Raw genomic sequence first — 16,830 nt, forward strand, 5'->3', positions numbered from 1 at the left:
AGGTTGGAAGTTCAAATGCCACAGGTAACGCTTGTCAGCAATAGTGGATGACAAATGCCACCTTGTAATATGACCTTTGTCACTGGCGCCACAAACCAGTTACTGATTACACTGGCGACTAAACCCAAGCAGGAGAGCGCGATGACATCCTACGAGAAGCTTGAAAGTAAACTCAGCTGGATTTACCTGATCAATCTGGTGTTTTATGTCATTCCGTTATTTGTCATGCACTTTGCTATTTGGGAATACCTGAGTATGGCATCTGCTTTAGTGCTGTTTTTGCTCTGTTACTTTTGGGCTTACCGCTGTCAACGAACCGAGCTACACTGGCCTATCGTAGGTATTGTGCTGGTCGCCAGTCTGATTACACCGATTAACTCCGGCTCTATCGCCATGTTTTCTTATGCCGGCTTCTTTATTGGCTTTGCCTATTCGTTAAAACGTTATCTGTTATTAATGGCAATGCTTATAACACTGTTGGTTGTACTGGACGTAAGCCTTAATATTGAATGGCAGCTGTTTTTAATCATGGGGCTACCTATCATAGTGGCGGTAAGCTTGCTAGGCCGTGCCGAGCAAGCTAAGCAGCGCCATCGCCTGGCAGAACTGCAAAGCGAAGATGAAATTAAACAGCTGGCGACCATGGTAGAGCGCGAGCGTATCGGCCGCGATTTGCATGATATTCTCGGTCACACCTTATCCAGTATCATTCTAAAAGCAGATTTAGCCGAAAAACTACTAGCCCGCCAGCACACTGACGCTGCACAGCAACAGCTTACCGAGCTTAGTCAGATAGCGCGCGATGCGCTAAGCCAGGTACGACAGAGCGTGTCAGGTTATAAACATCAGGGGCTGACGGCAGAGGTCGCTAAACTACTAAACCGGTTACGTGATGCCGGTTTTCAGGCACTGCTAATCGGTGATATGCCTCAGCTGGACAACCGGCGCGAAACTGCATTAATACTGGCACTAACTGAATTAGCTACCAATGTTATTCGCCACAGTAATGGCGATTGCTGCCAACTGAGTTTTGATCAACAGGATAAACTGTTGCATATTAACCTGCATGACAATGGCAACGTCACTAAAGTAACCGAGGGCAATGGTATCAAAGGTTTACGTGAACGCTTATCCGCTATCGGTGGCCAGCTAACAACCACCTACACCGACGGTTTTAACGCCGCCATCCAACTGCCGCTGCAGGAGCAAATGTAATGAGAATTTTACTGGCTGAAGATCAGGCCATGGTGCGCGGGGCACTAACAGCGCTGCTGACACTGGAAGGCGATTATCAGGTAACAGAAGCGGCCGACGGCACTGCTGCATTAGCCTTGTTAAAACAACAACCATTTGATTTACTGCTCAGTGACATTGAAATGCCTGGCCAAACCGGCATTGACTTAGCGCAATACGTAAAGCAACAAAAACTGGCAACCAAAGTAGTAATCATTACCACTTTTGGCCGCGCCGGTTATGTTAAACGTGCTATGGATATCGGGGCCAGTGGCTTTTTATTAAAAGATGCGCCAGTGGAGGAGTTAGTTAGCGCCATCACGCAAGTAATGGCAGGCAAACGCGTTATCGACAGCGAATTACTGCTTAATTCGCTGGGAGAACAAGACCCATTAAGCGATAAAGAGCGCCAGGCGCTAAGACTTGCCGCTGATGGACAGAGCACCAGCGAGATTGCCAGTGCTTTGTTTATAGCTGAAGGTACCGCGCGTAATTATTTGTCTGAGGCTATCAACAAGCTTAACGCAGCCAACCGCATCGACGCCGCACGCATTGCCCGGCAAAAAGGCTGGTTGTAATAAGCAAGATTAAAAGGCTGAGTCAAATAGGGTATGCATCAACGTGTGAAGTTCTGTCTTAATGTAATCCGGTTGATGTTCTGTTGTTTCTACCAGGGTATAACCCGTTACCTTTAAACATCCTTGATACTCGAAGCGTGTTGCCAGGTTGCCAGCAGTTTGCAGCTGTTTAGGTTCGATCTCCTCATAGGTTGAGGCACAACCATTTATTTGCCTGAAGCGTGCCAGCGTATCCGTTAAGCTGTTAATCTTCTTACCCGATATGGTCACGCGGCCGTTTATCGGCATTTCGGTGTCACCGGTGCCATGTAAATGATGTAATGCAACCGGCAGTGCGGGCTGGCAAGCAGCAAGCTCGCCTACTGCCTGGCCAGAAATAGTAAACGCGGCTTTAACTTGCTCTGGGATCTGACATATCAGCTGGTAAGACATCATAGCACCTGCCGAAAAGCCTATCGTTGCGACCTTTGAAGCATCCGCATTGTGAGCACTAACCAAGCGGTCAATGATGTCTTGAGCATACTGGGTATCAACGCTTTTGGTTGCACCAGGTTGCAACTCGCTGCTCCACGCCCAATCATCACCACCTTGCGGTAGAGCAATCAAGTAACCATATTGATCAGCAAACTGCTGCAAGGCTAAAAATTGATTTAGCTTTTCCGGTGTACCATATGAAGGTGGCGAACCATGAAAGGCCAATAACACCGGACGAGGCTCAGCCGATGCGGCAACGGGTGAAATCAGTTGAAAAAGCCGACCTGTAGCAATATCACATTTTGCTCCAACGCCAAATATTGCACATTTATCTTTCGATACAATCGGCGGCTCACTGGAGGAACCGCCACTGCAGGCACTAAGAATACTGGCTGATAATAAAGTTGTTAGGGTAAAAACCGGCGAAGATATTGTTATATTCCACATTTGAATTCTCCTTGTATTACCCCGTTTTCAGGCACCGCACCCGAACCGAAGCACGCTAGAGAACTTATTTGTCTATTGGCTTACGCAACAGGCCTTGTGGCTAATATTTTGCTTACGAAAAGCTTACGCAGTGAAAATGGTTAAAAACCGGCAATATAGATTATCCGGCATTTGCGTATTGTCTGTCGTACAACAGGCTGTTAATGTCCAACTGACCGAATAGCCTTTTCATCAATAGCAGGCATGCCAATGGATTTTCGCAATAAAATCAAAGCGGATCGCGAACTACAAAGTCGCAGTAGCGATTTGCAAAGCGCATTGGAAAGCGACCGTGGACGCATTATCCATTCCGCTGCTGTGCGCCGGTTGCAGCAAAAAACACAAGTTTTTCCGCTGGAGCGCAATGCCGCCGTGCGTAGCCGCTTAACGCACTCGCTGGAGGTGCAGCAAACCGGCCGCTTTATAGTGCAGACTATTTTTCGCAGCCTGACTGCAGAACAACTCGAACAATATGGCCTTACTGATTTAGAGCGACCGATAGAATCGATGGTTGAAATGGCTTGCCTGTTACACGATGTGGGCAACCCGCCGTTTGGTCATAGTGGCGAAAGTGCAATAAACGATTGGTTTAGCCAGGTGTTGCCTGAGCTGACAACAACACATAACTTACAGCAGCAGCCACAGTGGCCCGTGCTGTGCACTGAACTAGCGCAATTTGAGGGTAATGCCCAAGCGATACGGCTGGTGCACAGCTTACAGCGGATGAATCTGACCTATGCACAAACCGCCTGTATTTTAAAATACACCCGCTGCGCGACCAGTAGCAAACCTGATAAACAGCAGCCTCTTAGCTATTTACAAAAAAAACCGGGGTATTACTTTTCTGAACAGGCGTTTGTTGAGCAACTGTGGCAGCAGCTAGACACTGCGCCGGGTTGCCGACACCCACTTACATATATCATGGAAGCGGCAGATGATATTTCCTATTGTCTGGCTGATATTGAGGATGCAGTAGAAAAAGGTTTATTTAGCCTGACAGAACTGGCTTATCAGCTTAACACCGCCTTTGCTGAGTTAGAGCCAGAAGGGCGATTAATTAAGACCGAGCGCGGTGGCAGTGCCAGTTTTTCAGCGCTGATAAAAGCCGCGTTAGATAGCGCACATACCGAGCCGGTGAATACCGCGTCGACCTTTTTTATTAAACTGCGGGTAATGATGATACACCCGCTGGTAAGACACGCCGCACACCAATTTGTAAGCAATATTACTGCTGTGTATGACGGCAGTTTAAACCGCGCCTTGCTGGAAGATAATAGCCAATATCATGCTATAACCAGCACATTTAAGCAGGTTGCCCGGCAGTTTGTTTTTAACCAACCAGAGGTAGAAACCCTTGAAATACAGGGTTTTCGTATGCTTGCTGGGTTACTGCAGTGCTATAAACCGTTATTACTGCTGCCATCAGCTGAATTTAGCGCTGTACTGCAAAACAACGCCTACCACTTAGCGCAGCAACAACGGCTGGCGCACCGGCTGCCGAAAAAGCATGTTGGCGCCTACCAGCTTGCCGTGTCAGCGATGCAGGAAGAAGATAAGGCACTGGAGCTTTACTATCGCTGCCGGCTGATTCAAGACTTTATCAGCGGTATGACCGACCATTTTGCCTTTGATGAGTATCAGACACTGGTAAGTTGCATTAGCGGCTGATATTCAGGGTAACTGTGCCTGCCTGAACAACCAATCCAGTGCTAATTTAATTTGCTGCGGCTGTTGCAATGGCACCAGGTGATCGCTGTCAGCCAAAGCAATATATTGGCCATTAGACAACGACGCTTGCTCTGCGCTCCAGGCACTGCCTTCCTGCTGCCACAGCTGTAACGCTGCAGCCAGTTCCGGTTCATTGGCGGCCTGTTCGATTTGTTGCTGTTCAAAGTCGCTGTCGATCACACTAACTGGAATGGCCGATATCATAGGCAGTGTGGCATAGCTGTCCAAATCAGCAATATAGGCCGCTATTTCAGTCGCCCGTGCCTGCTGCTGTGGAATAAGCAAACGTAGCTGCATAATTTGCTCAAAGTAATTCCAGTCCACAGAGACATTGTGCTGTGCAGCCAACTGCTGTACTTCCTCATATTCAACAGCCAATTTATCTTTGGTTCTGGCGCTCCAGTTACCGGCAGCCAGATGCGGTAATAAGGCAGGCAAATTCGCCAAATACCAGTCTGCCGGGTAGCCTTGATACAAGCTTAGTGAATGTGGCAACGGGATATCAGGGTCGATATACAACATAGCGTTAATTGTAAACTGTTGCTGATATTGTTGATAAAACCAACGCGCGCTGATACTGCTGCTGGCAAAAGCAACCAGTGTAACTTGTGTTTCTTGCAGTTTCTGTAATACCAGTGCCAGATCGTCAGCAAAGCGGCGATAAGATAAATCGTCACTGGTGCTGCTAAAAGCATTACCCAGCCTGTCAATACTGTACACGCGGAACTGTTGTGCTAACAACGGCTGCAAAGCCGCAAACCAGGCGCTGTCACTGTGGAAGTTGTAATTTGGTCCGGCCAGTAACACTATCGCCGGGCCGGGGTTATTCAGCCCCATAGCACGAACATGAAACTGTCCCTGTTCAGTGCTAACCCGTTGCGAGTGTTCAGGTAATTCGGCTTGCTCTGCGGTGGCGAAAAAATTCAGAATTTCCCGGCGGGTATCAAAGCCGGAGAATTGCCAGTTGTGCTCACCGTCTTTCATACTGAACAGCTGGAATTTCTGTTTGCCATTATGGTAGCTGGTCAGGTTAACGCTGGCATTCAGTGCTTTTTCTAACACATAAGGTAAAGCCGCATTTTTGCCAGCCAGTAAAGCTATAGCATCTGGAGAACTAATCAAACCAAAGTTACTGTGCACCATGCCGTTGTAAGGCAACACCGGATCGGCAGTACCGTGCACCATCATTATTGATACCGGCTGCGGTGGCGCGCAGCTGGATGCCAGTTGAACAGACATTGGGGCGGCTACCACGGCCACAGCTTTAAACTGCTGTGGCAGGTTGCAAGCAAGGTTTTGCACAAAAAGCCCGCCTTGAGAGTAGCCAGCAGCATAGACTTCGCCGGGCGTCACAGTATGACGCTGCTGAATATCGACAATCATATCAGAGGTAAATTGCAGATCATCTGCACCCAGGCGGTGAGCAATATTGCAGTTACAGCCTTCGTTCCATTCTACCTGCTCGGAATCAGGATAGGCGACAATATAGTCGTTGTTACCCTGTTCAAAATGACTTAGCGACTGCATTCCCTTGCCGCTGCCGCCTGATGGATGAAACGCCAACAATAGTTTATAGCTTTTGTCAGATTGATAGTGTTGCGGCAATGCCAACCAATACTGCCGATCACCGAGTTGCATCAACTGTAACTGTTCTAACGGATCTGTGTTTAACTCTTGCTCAGAAGACCGACAACTGCTCAAGCAAATCAGTAGTGTTACAACAGCAACTATTGTGTTTATTGGCTGTTTCATATTAATGTCCTGTTAACCTGGCTACAGACCAAGCTTACGCAAAAGAGATGTTTTTGCCTCGGCCTTACTGCTAATGATTTCGTGATGAAAAGCTTACCGGACACTAAATGACCCTTGCGACAAACACGGCACACACCAAAACCTGGCAACTGGGCAATATCGTTTATGTTGCAGCTAGCCGTCAGTTACAATGCAGTGGACAACAGCTTTATCTGGAGCCTCGTCAGCACAAGCTGTTGCTCGTGCTGTTACACAATGCGTTACAAGTCGTTAGTCGAGAGCAACTTATTGATACCGTATGGGATGGTAGAATTGTCAGTGAAGGCGCCATTAATCGCGCTATCTCAATGCTGCGTAAGGCACTATCCAGCCTCGACCCACAGACAGAATATATTGAAACCCTGCCCAAGCTTGGCTACAGGCTGCGCCAACACGCTACCGTTATTACACTGCTGCCGGAAACATCACAGCCAACTGTGTCAAAATCATCAACACCGAGGCTCTGGCTTGGATCGACACTGCTCGCCACCGCGCTCTGCGGTATGGCAATCTGGTTTATAATAACGCAAGCTTCACCTCAACTTAGCGCCAGCGGGGCAACTCCTCACACCAGCTTTAAAGGTCGGGAAAGCCAACTTAGTAGTAATAGCGAAGCAAATGCATTGCTATACCAACGAACCGCTGATAACGGTAATAACCAAATTTGGCTTAATACGTTGGATGACAACCAGCATCAGATGCTAACAGATGACGCAACGGATAGTCGTTATGCTGTGCTTAGCACTGATGCTAAAGCGTTTGCTTATGTTGCCTACACGGAAAATAGCTGCAAAATTATGCTACAACCGATATCACAGACAACTGAACCCGGTTCGCAGCGAGAATTACACCAATGTCCTATCGACAACATACCCATGCTAAGTTGGCGTGCCGATGGTAAAGTTTTATATTTGCGCCAGCGCGCTGATAAAACGCAACCTTATCAGCTGTACCAGCTGGTTGTTGCCACAGGTAAATTACGCCAGTTAACCTTGCTGCCCGCTAATTATTCAGGCCAGGGCGACACGGCTCTTGCCGCTTCTACAACTTCAGGTAGCATGGCATTACTGCGCTATTTGTCGCCCGACAACACAGAATTATTGCTGGTTGACAGCAACAATGGCCAAATAAAGACATCGCAATCATTACCGATAAACGCAACAGCGTTAACGTGGTATAACGACAATATACTGTTGCTAAGTGCCGGTAAAACCGTCTATCAATATCATATAGACCGAGCTCAACTCATACCGCTATATCAGGCAGCGGATCCCATTGACTCACTAACCGTGCTGGGTAACACACTGTATTACAGCAGTACTGAAGTGCACGCCGATATTTGGCAGGCAGATAGCACCGGCGCTATTTCAGAACGTATTAATAGCTCACGGCTTGACACTATGCCGCGTTTGTCGCATGACGGCACCCAACTGGCTTTTCTTAGCACGCGACAAGGACACTATCAACTGTGGTTGCAACAAGCCAATGGCGCTTTGCGACTGCTAACGGAGCTCCCCGGGCAGCCCGGTTTTATTCGGCACGAATGGTCACCTGATGATAAAAAGCTGCTGTTCAGTAAAGATGGTGCAGCCTACCAGGTGGATGTCGCCAGCGGTGCTTTACATACGCTACTGCCTGGCGAAAAGCAGGTAATGGTAGCAAATTGGGGAGAGGACATTAACAGCCTGATTTACAGTAGCCAGCGCGATGGAGACTGGCAGTTATGGTTACATGACATTGCAAACGGTAATGAACATAAAATTACAGAGCGCGGCGGATACAGCGGGCGCATCTGGCATGGTCAATTGTATTTCAGTAAGTATCATCACGATGGTCTATGGTTTAAAGATTTACGTACAGGCAACGAAGAGTTGTTACTAGCGCAGTTTGATAAAATAAACTGGTTAAACTGGCAATTAGATGATGGCTTATTGCATTATTATCAGCCAGACAAAGGTATATATCAGCTGGACTTAACAACCGGTGACAGCAAGCTACTAGTATCGGAACCCAGCCAGTTTGTCAGGCATTTTAGCGTACGCCAAGGTTTAGCCGTATTTGGCCGCCACAGCGACGTGCAAGGCGATATTTATCGGCTGCCGTTGACGCTGGTTTATAAAAAGCCACTGCAATAACTGCGCTTGTGTTATTACAGCAGACAATTATGATGATTTATCCGCTTAATATTTGCCGGGCACTGCCGGACAATGTGTCAATTAAACGGTAGTAACCGCCTTCTTATTACTTTACTCAGGATGCCTTATGTCTATACCCGCTTACCCCCTTGCCAGTTACCTTACAAAAACCAGTCCAGTTGTATTTGGCTGTATGAATTTAGGCGGCGGCTGGAACACGAACCCAATAACAGCTGACGATATTCGTCATACCCATGCGGTTATTGATAGGGCGTTAGAGGCCGGTATTTGTGTGTTTGACCATGCTGATATTTATACCTTTGGCAAAGCCGAGCAGGTATTTGGCCAGGTATTGCAACAACGGCCTGAACTTCGTGAGCAAATAACACTGCAGTCTAAATGCGGTATTCGTTTTGCCGATGCAAACACGCCGCAACGCTATGATTTTTCTGCTGGCTGGATCAGCTCATCTGTCGATAACATTCTATCCAGGCTTAACATTGAGCAGTTAGATGTCCTGCTGCTGCACCGGCCTGATCCGCTGATGCAACCTGAAGAAGTGGCAGAGGCTTTTGCCCAGTTACAACAAGTGGGGAAGGTAAAACAGTTTGGCGTGTCGAATATGCAGCAGCACCAGATGCAGCTGTTGCAGGACGCATTGGCCACGCCTCTGGTCGTCAACCAATTGGAGCTAAGCCTGAGCCATTTGGCCTGGCTGGATGAAGGTACCACCGCAGGTTGTAGTGGCGAACCGGGTGTTAACTTTAGCAGTGGTACTATCGAATACTGCCGCCGCAACAGCGTACAACTACAAGCCTGGGGTAGCTTAAGTCAGGGCATGTTCAGTGGCAAAGATGTCAGCGCCGAACCCAAGCCTGTTCAAGCTACAGCGGCGCTGGTGGCAAAATTGGCGGCGGAATATCAAGTCAGTAAAGAAGCCATTGTATTGGGCTGGTTAATGCGCCACCCGGCCAATATTCAGCCCGTTATCGGCACTACTAACTTGCAGCGCATTAAAGCCTGTGCCGAAGCCAGCAAAGTACAACTAAGCCGCGAGCACTGGTATGCGTTATACCTCGCAGCCCGTGGACGTGCACTGCCATAGGGCCTTAACTACTTACTGCACCTAACCACAACCGGCGGATAGCTATACTAAGCTCTGTAGCAAAATCGCGCTGCAATTGCGTCAACCCGGCCTGTTGCAGCAAGGTTTGCACCGTAGTGGGCAGCTGGGTGCTTTGATACAATCCCAATGTTAGGGCGTAGCTGTGCAGCAGTAACTGACTGGCGTCAGCCGCTGTCATTTCGCTGTAGCGCGCAGCAAGTTGGCCACCCAGTTTATCCAGCGCCCCCGCAAGCTGCTGCTTAAAAGCTAATAACTGCTGCTGTTGCAGGTTTTGTTCTAATACCGCATTAAGCAATGCCAACAGTGGCAGTAAACTGGGCGACTGCAGCAACAATTTAAGGTAAGCATCAGCAAACGGTGCTGCCGCCGCAGGCAGCGGCTGTGGTAATTGTGGTATCACTATCTCCAGCTCACTAAACAGCTGGGTAAAGTCTTCTGTTAATAACGCCAAAAATATTTGTTCTTTGCTTTGAAAGTAGCGATACACCGTGCCCTTAGCTAAACCAGTGTCGGCGGCTATGTCAGCAACGGCCGGCAATTGCTGCTGCTGTAAAAACAAACGCCTGGCCGCATGCAAGAAATCCTGCCGCCGCTGCTGTTTGGCTTCTGGAGTTAAGGCATTTTGCTTCATGTTCAGCCTTTAAACTTAATTAACCAGTCGGTCATTTTATTCGCCAACCAGCCGTAAGGTGGCATCAACAAACTGACACTGTTGTAAGCGCCCTGCTTAAAGATTGGCCGCAACTTACTAAAAGTTAAAAAGCCTTCAAAGCCATGATAGTGCCCCATACCACTGTCACCGATACCGCCGAACGGTAAGTCATGCTGACCCACATGTAAAATGGCGTGGTTAATGGTTACGCCACCGGACATCACCTGTTCAAGATAAAACTGTTGCAGGCTTTTATCATGGCTAAATGGATAAAATGCCAGCGGCCGGGGATGTGAGTTTATATACTGCACCACGTCTTGTGCATTACTGTAGGTTTTAACCGGCAACAGCGGGCCAAAAATTTCCCGCTGCATCACCAACATATCATCGGTAACATCGAACAGCAGCGTTAACGGAAACTTGCGCAGCCCGGGCACACTTTGCTGGCCGGCCATTAAATTCACTGCCCGCGCACCCTTACTGATAGCGTCATCCAGGGTAGTTTGCAAACGCTGATACGCCCGCTCATCAATAATGGCGGTGTAGTCATTATGATTAATGTCGGGGTAACGCTGCGCCACTAATTGCTGCGCCAGTTCAGCAAATTGTTGCTCCGCACCTTGGGGGATAAACACATAATCGACATTGGTACAAATTTGGCCGGCATTAAAGGCCTTAGCCCAAATAATACGGTCTACTGCTTTGTCCAGGGCAAAATCCGGTGCCACCACGGCTGGCGACTTACCGCCCAACTCCAGTGTTACCGGGGTTAAGTTTTTTGCTGCGCTGGCCATTACCGCACGCCCCGTTTGAGCCGAGCCGGTAAAGAACAAATGATCAAACGGCTGGGCCGAAAATGCCGGGCCACTGCCGCCGTTATCAGCAAAAACCTGCAGTTTTTCCGCAGCAAAATACTGTGGTACCAACTTAATAAGCAATTGCGCCAGATGTTCTGAATTTTCAGACATTTTCACCATTGCGCGGTTACCGGCGGCAAAGATGGAAACGATGGGCGCCAGTGCTAACATAATAGGGAAGTTCCACGGCACGATAACGCCAACAACACCCAGTGGTTGTGGCACAACAACGCAGCTGGAGGTGGGGAACAATAACCGGTCAATATGCCGTTTTTGTGGCTTCATCCATTTCTTCAGCTGTGTTTTGCTGCGATTGATATCTTCCAGCACCATTAAAATTTCTGAAAAACGGGTTTCAAAGCGACAACGGCTGCCGTAATCAGCATTAACCGCCTCTACCAACTCAGTTTCATGATCCCGGATAAGCGCTTTAAGCGCATCCAGATCAGCGATACGTTGCTGTATTGTCGGCACCGGGTTGACATGATAAGCACGCCGCTGCGCTGCCAAACATTGGCTAAATTGTTCAAACGCAGCGGTATTGTCTGGTATTTTCGTCTGTTCCTGCTCTTTGCTGTTCATCGCCTGTCCTTTACCAACCCATAAATGACTAACGGTCATTCGCACACACAAACAATAGTGACCGCGGGTCATTTTGTCAAATAACGTATCCAATTAGCTTCACAGCCAGATAATTAACCGGCTAATTAACGATCTTTTTTATTTTCTATGCCAAAAATGCAATGTAAGCGTTTACATTTACTGTGCATAGCGACGTAATTTCCAACGACTACTTTTCAATTTAACGGCTAAATATCTGTAAACAAACTAAGCATAAATATTTAAACCCCACAAATATACAGGCTTAAATTTATGATATTTATCAAAAAATGCAAAAAACCGCTAAAGATTAATTTTTTTACATTGACGGTTGAAAAAAAATCACCTAAGTTTATGAAAGCGCTTACAGATGCGTCATCGTGCTTTTTGGCGACCTGTTCGGCGTTAACGCTTTTTTAAAACTAGAATTAAATATTGTCGACAGGGAACTACACATGAAATCGCACACCTTTAAAAAGACTAGGCTGGCTACCAGTTTATCTTTGGTCCTTGGTATGGGCGCATCGATATCCGCCATGGCTCAGGAAGCCCCCGCACAAGCACAAAATTCAGAAATAGAAGTTATCTCCGTTACTGGTATTCGTGGCAGTTTAACGAAATCAATGGATGTTAAACGTGGTTCTAGCGGTATTGTCGACGCTATTTCAGCCGAAGACATCGGTAAATTCCCCGACACCAACCTGGCAGAATCACTGCAGCGTATCAGTGGCGTGTCAATTGACCGCGTCAACGGCGAAGGTAGTAAAGTGTCGGTACGTGGTTTTGGCGCCGATTATAACCTGGTCACGCTAAATGGCCGTCAGATGCCAGTAACCACTGGCTCTCGCTCATTCGATTTTGCCAACATCGCTTCAGATTTAATCAGCGGTGTTGAAGTGCATAAAACTAGTTTCGCGGCGGACCCTACAGGTGGTATCGGGTCTACTATCAATGTGCAAACTTTGCGTCCACTGTCCTATGGCAACACCAAAGCAATTATCAACTTTGCTGCAGTAAGCGACTCCTCAACCGAGGAAGGCTCGTCAGTGACACCTGAATTATCGGGTATATATTCAACCACGTTCGATAATAACAAATTCGGTGTACTGGTTTCCGCCAGCTACCAGGAGCGTGATAGCGGTAGCCAACAAGCTAACGTCGGTACGGGCTGGCGCAGCTTTCCGGGCATAACAGATAACGATTGGTCAGGTGGCAACGCCGACTGGGGTGGCGTACCACAGGATAATCAGGTTAACCGCCCAGGCCCTGGTGATGTTTACTCTGTGCCGCAAACCACCATTTACAAATTCGAAGAACAGCAGCGCACCCGCACCAATGGCCAGTTAGTGTTGCAATATGCACCTACTGATGCCGTAAAAGCGACGCTGGATTACACTTACATGCGCAACGATATCGATACCCAGTACAACGATGTGTCGGCATGGTTTACCTTTGCGCCATCGCAAAACGTCTGGACAGATGGCCCGGTATCATCACCACTTATATACTCAGAAACGTATGATACCCCAGCCGATCTTTCAATGGCTGCTGGCGACTACGGTGTGCGTAATGAAAGCGGCTCACTTGGCTTTAATATCGAGTGGCAAGCCAGTAACGCACTAAAACTTACCTTTGATGCGCATAATTCAACTGCTGAATACAAACCCAACCATGAATTTGGGTCAAATAACACCTTAAGTACGGCGGCTTTTATCCGGACTAGTGCGGCAACAGACTTTAGCAAAGATTTACCTTTGCTGGCAGTAGGTGGCGGCAACAGCGTACAGCCATCCGATATGGTTGTTACCGGCAGCGTGTTTGGTAGCGCAACCAATAAGTCTGATATTGATCAGTATCAGCTAACCGGCGAATATGTGTTTGAAGAAAAGGGCAGTATCGACTTTGGTATTGCTTTAAACAACGTCGATAACCACTCTAAATCAGTGAACGTACAGCGTAACGATTGGGGCGGTGTTGGTCAGGCTGGCGACTTTGACGAGTCATTCTTTCCGGCGGACACCATCCACGATAAATTCACTGCCAGCAAAGGTGATTTTTCTTTAGCATCAGGCCAAACGTTTGAGGTACTTAACCGCATTTTCATGTGGGATTTTGCCAAACTCCGCGATCGTGCTGAAGAGCTATATACCCCAGCAGGTTACGTCGGTGCCGGTGATTGCGGTACTGATTTCTGTCCTTCTACTGACTATGCCAGTGACGTAGATCGCTACACCGAAGAAGAGTCGCAATCATTGTTCGTGCAATACAACTATGAATCAGACTTTAACGGCCGTCAGTATGATTTTCATATTGGTGTACGCTACGAAAAAACAGATGTTACCTCAACTTCAGCTGTAGCCAGCTATGATGGTGCCAACTGGATTGCCGAAACTGAAATTGAACTGCAGGCGACCGGCATACGCGAATTCCAAACACAGAAAGGCAGCTACGACTACTTCTTGCCCAGCATTAACTTTAATATTGAAGTGATTGACGATGTTATGCTGCGTGCAGCTTATAGCGAAACTATTGGCCGGCCAGATTATGTTGCTATTCAAGGCGGTACTGTTGTTAATACACTGGCAAATCGTGGTGGTGGTGGTGGTTCTTCGGGTAACCCAAGCCTGTTACCACTGGAATCAAAAAACATCGATTTCTCAGCAGAATGGTACTACGCACCATCAAGTTATGCGTCTATTGGTTACTTCCGCAAAGACACGTCAAACTTTATTAGCAACACGGTGGTTGAGTCGACTATTTACAATATTCCTAACCCGGTAAATGGTCAGAAATATGCCGAAGCTATTGCCGCAGTAGGTTCAGATGCACTGGCCATTCGCAACTACATCTTCGCTAACTACCCTAATGCCCCGGGCGTAGATGTTGCTAATGGCGTAATCAGTGGTGTCGCAGGTGAAGACAACGATTTGGTGTTTAAAATAAACACGCCATCTAACAGCGACGTGTCTGAAGTTATCGATGGCTGGGAATTTGCGATACAGCATGTGTTCGGCGAATCGGGCGTGGGAGTCTTAGCAAACTACACACTGGTTAACAGCGAAAATGAATACAACAACTTTATTCTGGCCGATCAACCGGCAATCCTGGGTATTAGTGATACTGCCAACGCCGTATTGTTCTATGAAAAAGATGGCTTCCAGGCCCGTATCGCTTATAACTGGCGCGACGAGTTCTTAAGTTCTCGCGGGCAGGATACCGGCGCCAACCCACAATACACTGAAGCCTACTCACAAATTGATGTGTCAGCCAGTTATGACCTCCCCATGGTTGAAGGACTAAGTGTGTATGTTGAAGCGCTGAATATTACCGATGAATACAAACGCGTGCATGGCCGCGCTAAAGAACAGGTGTTAAGCCTGGTTGAGGCCGGTCCACGTTACAGCATTGGTGCACGTTATACCTTCTAACCCCTGACCAATATCTAGCAAGGCCATAGCAATATGGCCTTTTATTTACTAACAACTTCAATGCAGCTTATAGATGCGTTATCTTGAAGATACTCTGCAAATACAGCCAGACCTATACAGGTCGCTATAGCGGTAAATAGCCAGATGGAACAACAGATTAAGAGTATTGTGATTGTCGGTGGTGGCACTGCAGGTTGGTTAACTGCAGCGATACTGGCTGCCGATCATAATGTTGATCAAGGCCAACTTTTATCACCTACGGCCCTTAACATTACTTTAGTTGAGTCACCTGATGTCGCTACCATCGGCGTTGGCGAGGGGACTTGGCCGTCAATGCGCCATACCTTGCAACACATTGGTATCAGCGAAACCGAATTTATCAACAGCTGTGACGCAAGCTTTAAGCAAGGATCGCAGTTTAATAACTGGTGCACTAACAGCGCTGACACTTACCTTCATCCATTTAGCCTACCGGTGGGTATTCCGGATTTTAATATTTGCCCATACTGGTTGCCTTTTTTACAGCAGGTCAGCTTTGCTGATGCCGTTAATGCTCAAGCTCGGCTTAGCTTAGCAGGGCTCGCACCCAAACAAATATCCACAGCTGAATACAGCTTTATCAATAATTACGGTTACCATTTAGACGCAGGTAAGTTTAGCAACCTGCTGCAGCAACATGCCACCTCCAAGCTCGGCGTGCAGCATGTTAAAGCGCATATAGCGCAGATCCGCAATACCGTAACGGGCAATATTGACGCCATTATCACAACAGATGGCAGCGCACTGCATGCCGACCTGTTTATTGACTGCAGCGGCGCGGCATCACTGCTTTTGGGTCAGCACTTAGCGGTGCCATTTATGCCGCAAAAACAGGTACTGTTTAACGACTCAGCCCTGGCCGTGCAGGTACCTTACCCACAAGCGGATGCAGCAATAGCGTCCTGCACACAGTCAACCGCACAGCCAAACGGCTGGGTGTGGGACATTGGCCTGCAATCGCGCCGCGGTGTTGGCCACGTATACTCGTCTGCCCATTGCAGTGATGATCAAGCCGAGCAGCAATTGCGCCATTACCTGCAGCAATCTGGTGCTGAAAACACAGAGCAGCTTACGCTGCGAAAGCTCAGTTTTAACCCGGGCCATTATGCGCGCTGCTGGCAGAAAAACTGTGTTGCCATTGGCATGGCCGCTGGGTTTATCGAACCGCTGGAAGCCTCGGCTTTGGCGCTGGTAGAGTGGAGTGCTAAATATGTTTCAGCACAGCTGCCGCTGCCTAACTCGCTGCTCAGCGTTGCGGCAGAGCGGATGAACCAAGCCTTTAACCAGCACTGGCAGCAAATTATTGAATTTTTAAAATTACACTATGTACTGAGTAAACGCAGTGATCACGACTACTGGCATGATCATCGTGAATCGTCCTCTATACCCGCAAGGCTGCAGCATTTGTTACAATTTTGGCAGCATAAAGTGCCGTCAAACCAGGACATTACGCACAGTGACGTGCTATTTCCGGCCGCCAGTTATCAGTACATCCTGTATGGTATGGGTTTTGAGACTCAGCAATCTGCGCCGTTAAAACCATCGCAGCAGAAAAAGGCCCAGGCCTTATTTGAAGAAAACATAAAACGTGTCCAGCAGTTGGCCGCTGCGCTGCCCCCTAACCGGCAGTTGTTAGACAAAATTCGCCAATATGGCTTACCACCCATTTAACGATAATAATAATAGCTCACGTATTCAACAGG

At 47.9% G+C, this 16,830-nt stretch carries 11 protein-coding genes; 7 read left to right on the plus strand and 4 right to left on the minus strand.

What is annotated here, in order from left to right:
- Window positions 1-54: 54 nt before the first annotated feature.
- Both ORJ00_RS13130 and ORJ00_RS13135 read left to right on the plus strand, forming a co-directional pair.
- Window positions 55-1,215, plus strand: coding sequence for an ATP-binding protein (locus ORJ00_RS13130; RefSeq protein ID WP_305977812.1), 1,161 nt, complete (start codon window positions 55-57; stop codon window positions 1,213-1,215).
- Complete coding sequence (locus ORJ00_RS13135) at window positions 1,215-1,811, plus strand: response regulator transcription factor (RefSeq protein ID WP_306126533.1); 597 nt, start codon at window positions 1,215-1,217, stop codon at window positions 1,809-1,811. Before ORJ00_RS13130 ends, ORJ00_RS13135 begins: the two co-directional genes overlap by 1 nt.
- Window positions 1,812-1,820: 9 nt before the next feature.
- Here ORJ00_RS13135 and ORJ00_RS13140 read toward each other — a convergent pair whose 3' ends face one another.
- A complete protein-coding gene (locus tag ORJ00_RS13140; protein WP_306126532.1) occupies window positions 1,821-2,732 on the minus strand; it encodes a CE1 family esterase in 912 nt (303 codons plus the stop codon).
- 249 nt (window positions 2,733-2,981) lie between these two features.
- Here ORJ00_RS13140 and dgt point away from each other — a divergent pair, with 249 nt between their 5' ends.
- Window positions 2,982-4,439 carry a dGTPase gene (gene dgt / locus ORJ00_RS13145; RefSeq protein ID WP_306140076.1) on the plus strand — a complete coding sequence of 486 codons (1,458 nt, stop codon included), beginning with the start codon at window positions 2,982-2,984 and terminating at the stop codon, window positions 4,437-4,439.
- A 3-nt stretch (window positions 4,440-4,442) separates the two neighbouring features.
- Here the strand turns inward: dgt and ORJ00_RS13150 are convergent, their stop codons facing one another.
- A complete protein-coding gene (locus ORJ00_RS13150; protein ID WP_306140077.1) occupies window positions 4,443-6,251 on the minus strand; it encodes an alpha/beta fold hydrolase in 1,809 nt (602 codons plus the stop codon).
- A 107-nt stretch (window positions 6,252-6,358) separates the two neighbouring features.
- On the opposite strand from ORJ00_RS13150, the gene ORJ00_RS13155 reads away from it, so the two are divergent.
- On the plus strand, window positions 6,359-8,425 hold the full coding sequence (locus tag ORJ00_RS13155) for a winged helix-turn-helix domain-containing protein (protein WP_306140078.1): 2,067 nt from the start codon (window positions 6,359-6,361) through the stop codon (window positions 8,423-8,425).
- Window positions 8,426-8,552: 127 nt separating this feature from the next.
- Window positions 8,553-9,530 (plus strand): aldo/keto reductase, encoded by a 978-nt coding sequence (locus ORJ00_RS13160; RefSeq protein ID WP_306126529.1) that lies wholly within the window; start codon window positions 8,553-8,555, stop codon window positions 9,528-9,530.
- Between the two features lie 4 nt (window positions 9,531-9,534).
- Here ORJ00_RS13160 and ORJ00_RS13165 read toward each other — a convergent pair whose 3' ends face one another.
- Together ORJ00_RS13165 and ORJ00_RS13170 are read right to left on the minus strand one after the other, a co-directional pair.
- Complete coding sequence (locus ORJ00_RS13165; RefSeq protein ID WP_027669504.1) at window positions 9,535-10,182, minus strand: TetR/AcrR family transcriptional regulator; 648 nt, start codon at window positions 10,180-10,182, stop codon at window positions 9,535-9,537.
- Between the two features lie 2 nt (window positions 10,183-10,184).
- The gene (locus ORJ00_RS13170) at window positions 10,185-11,642 is read right to left on the minus strand and encodes a coniferyl aldehyde dehydrogenase (protein ID WP_306140079.1); all 1,458 of its coding nucleotides are present in this window, start codon (window positions 11,640-11,642) and stop codon (window positions 10,185-10,187) included.
- Between the two features lie 473 nt (window positions 11,643-12,115).
- Here ORJ00_RS13170 and ORJ00_RS13175 point away from each other — a divergent pair, with 473 nt between their 5' ends.
- Both ORJ00_RS13175 and ORJ00_RS13180 read left to right on the plus strand, forming a co-directional pair.
- Window positions 12,116-15,088, plus strand: a complete 2,973-nt coding sequence (locus ORJ00_RS13175; protein WP_305976640.1) for a TonB-dependent receptor — start codon at window positions 12,116-12,118, stop codon at window positions 15,086-15,088.
- 144 nt (window positions 15,089-15,232) lie between these two features.
- A complete protein-coding gene (locus ORJ00_RS13180) occupies window positions 15,233-16,798 on the plus strand; it encodes a tryptophan halogenase family protein (protein WP_306140080.1) in 1,566 nt (521 codons plus the stop codon).
- The last annotated feature ends 32 nt before the right edge of the window (window positions 16,799-16,830 follow it).

It is taken from the genome of Rheinheimera baltica (assembly GCF_030731985.1).
GTDB classification, from domain to species: domain Bacteria; phylum Pseudomonadota; class Gammaproteobacteria; order Enterobacterales; family Alteromonadaceae; genus Alishewanella; species Alishewanella baltica.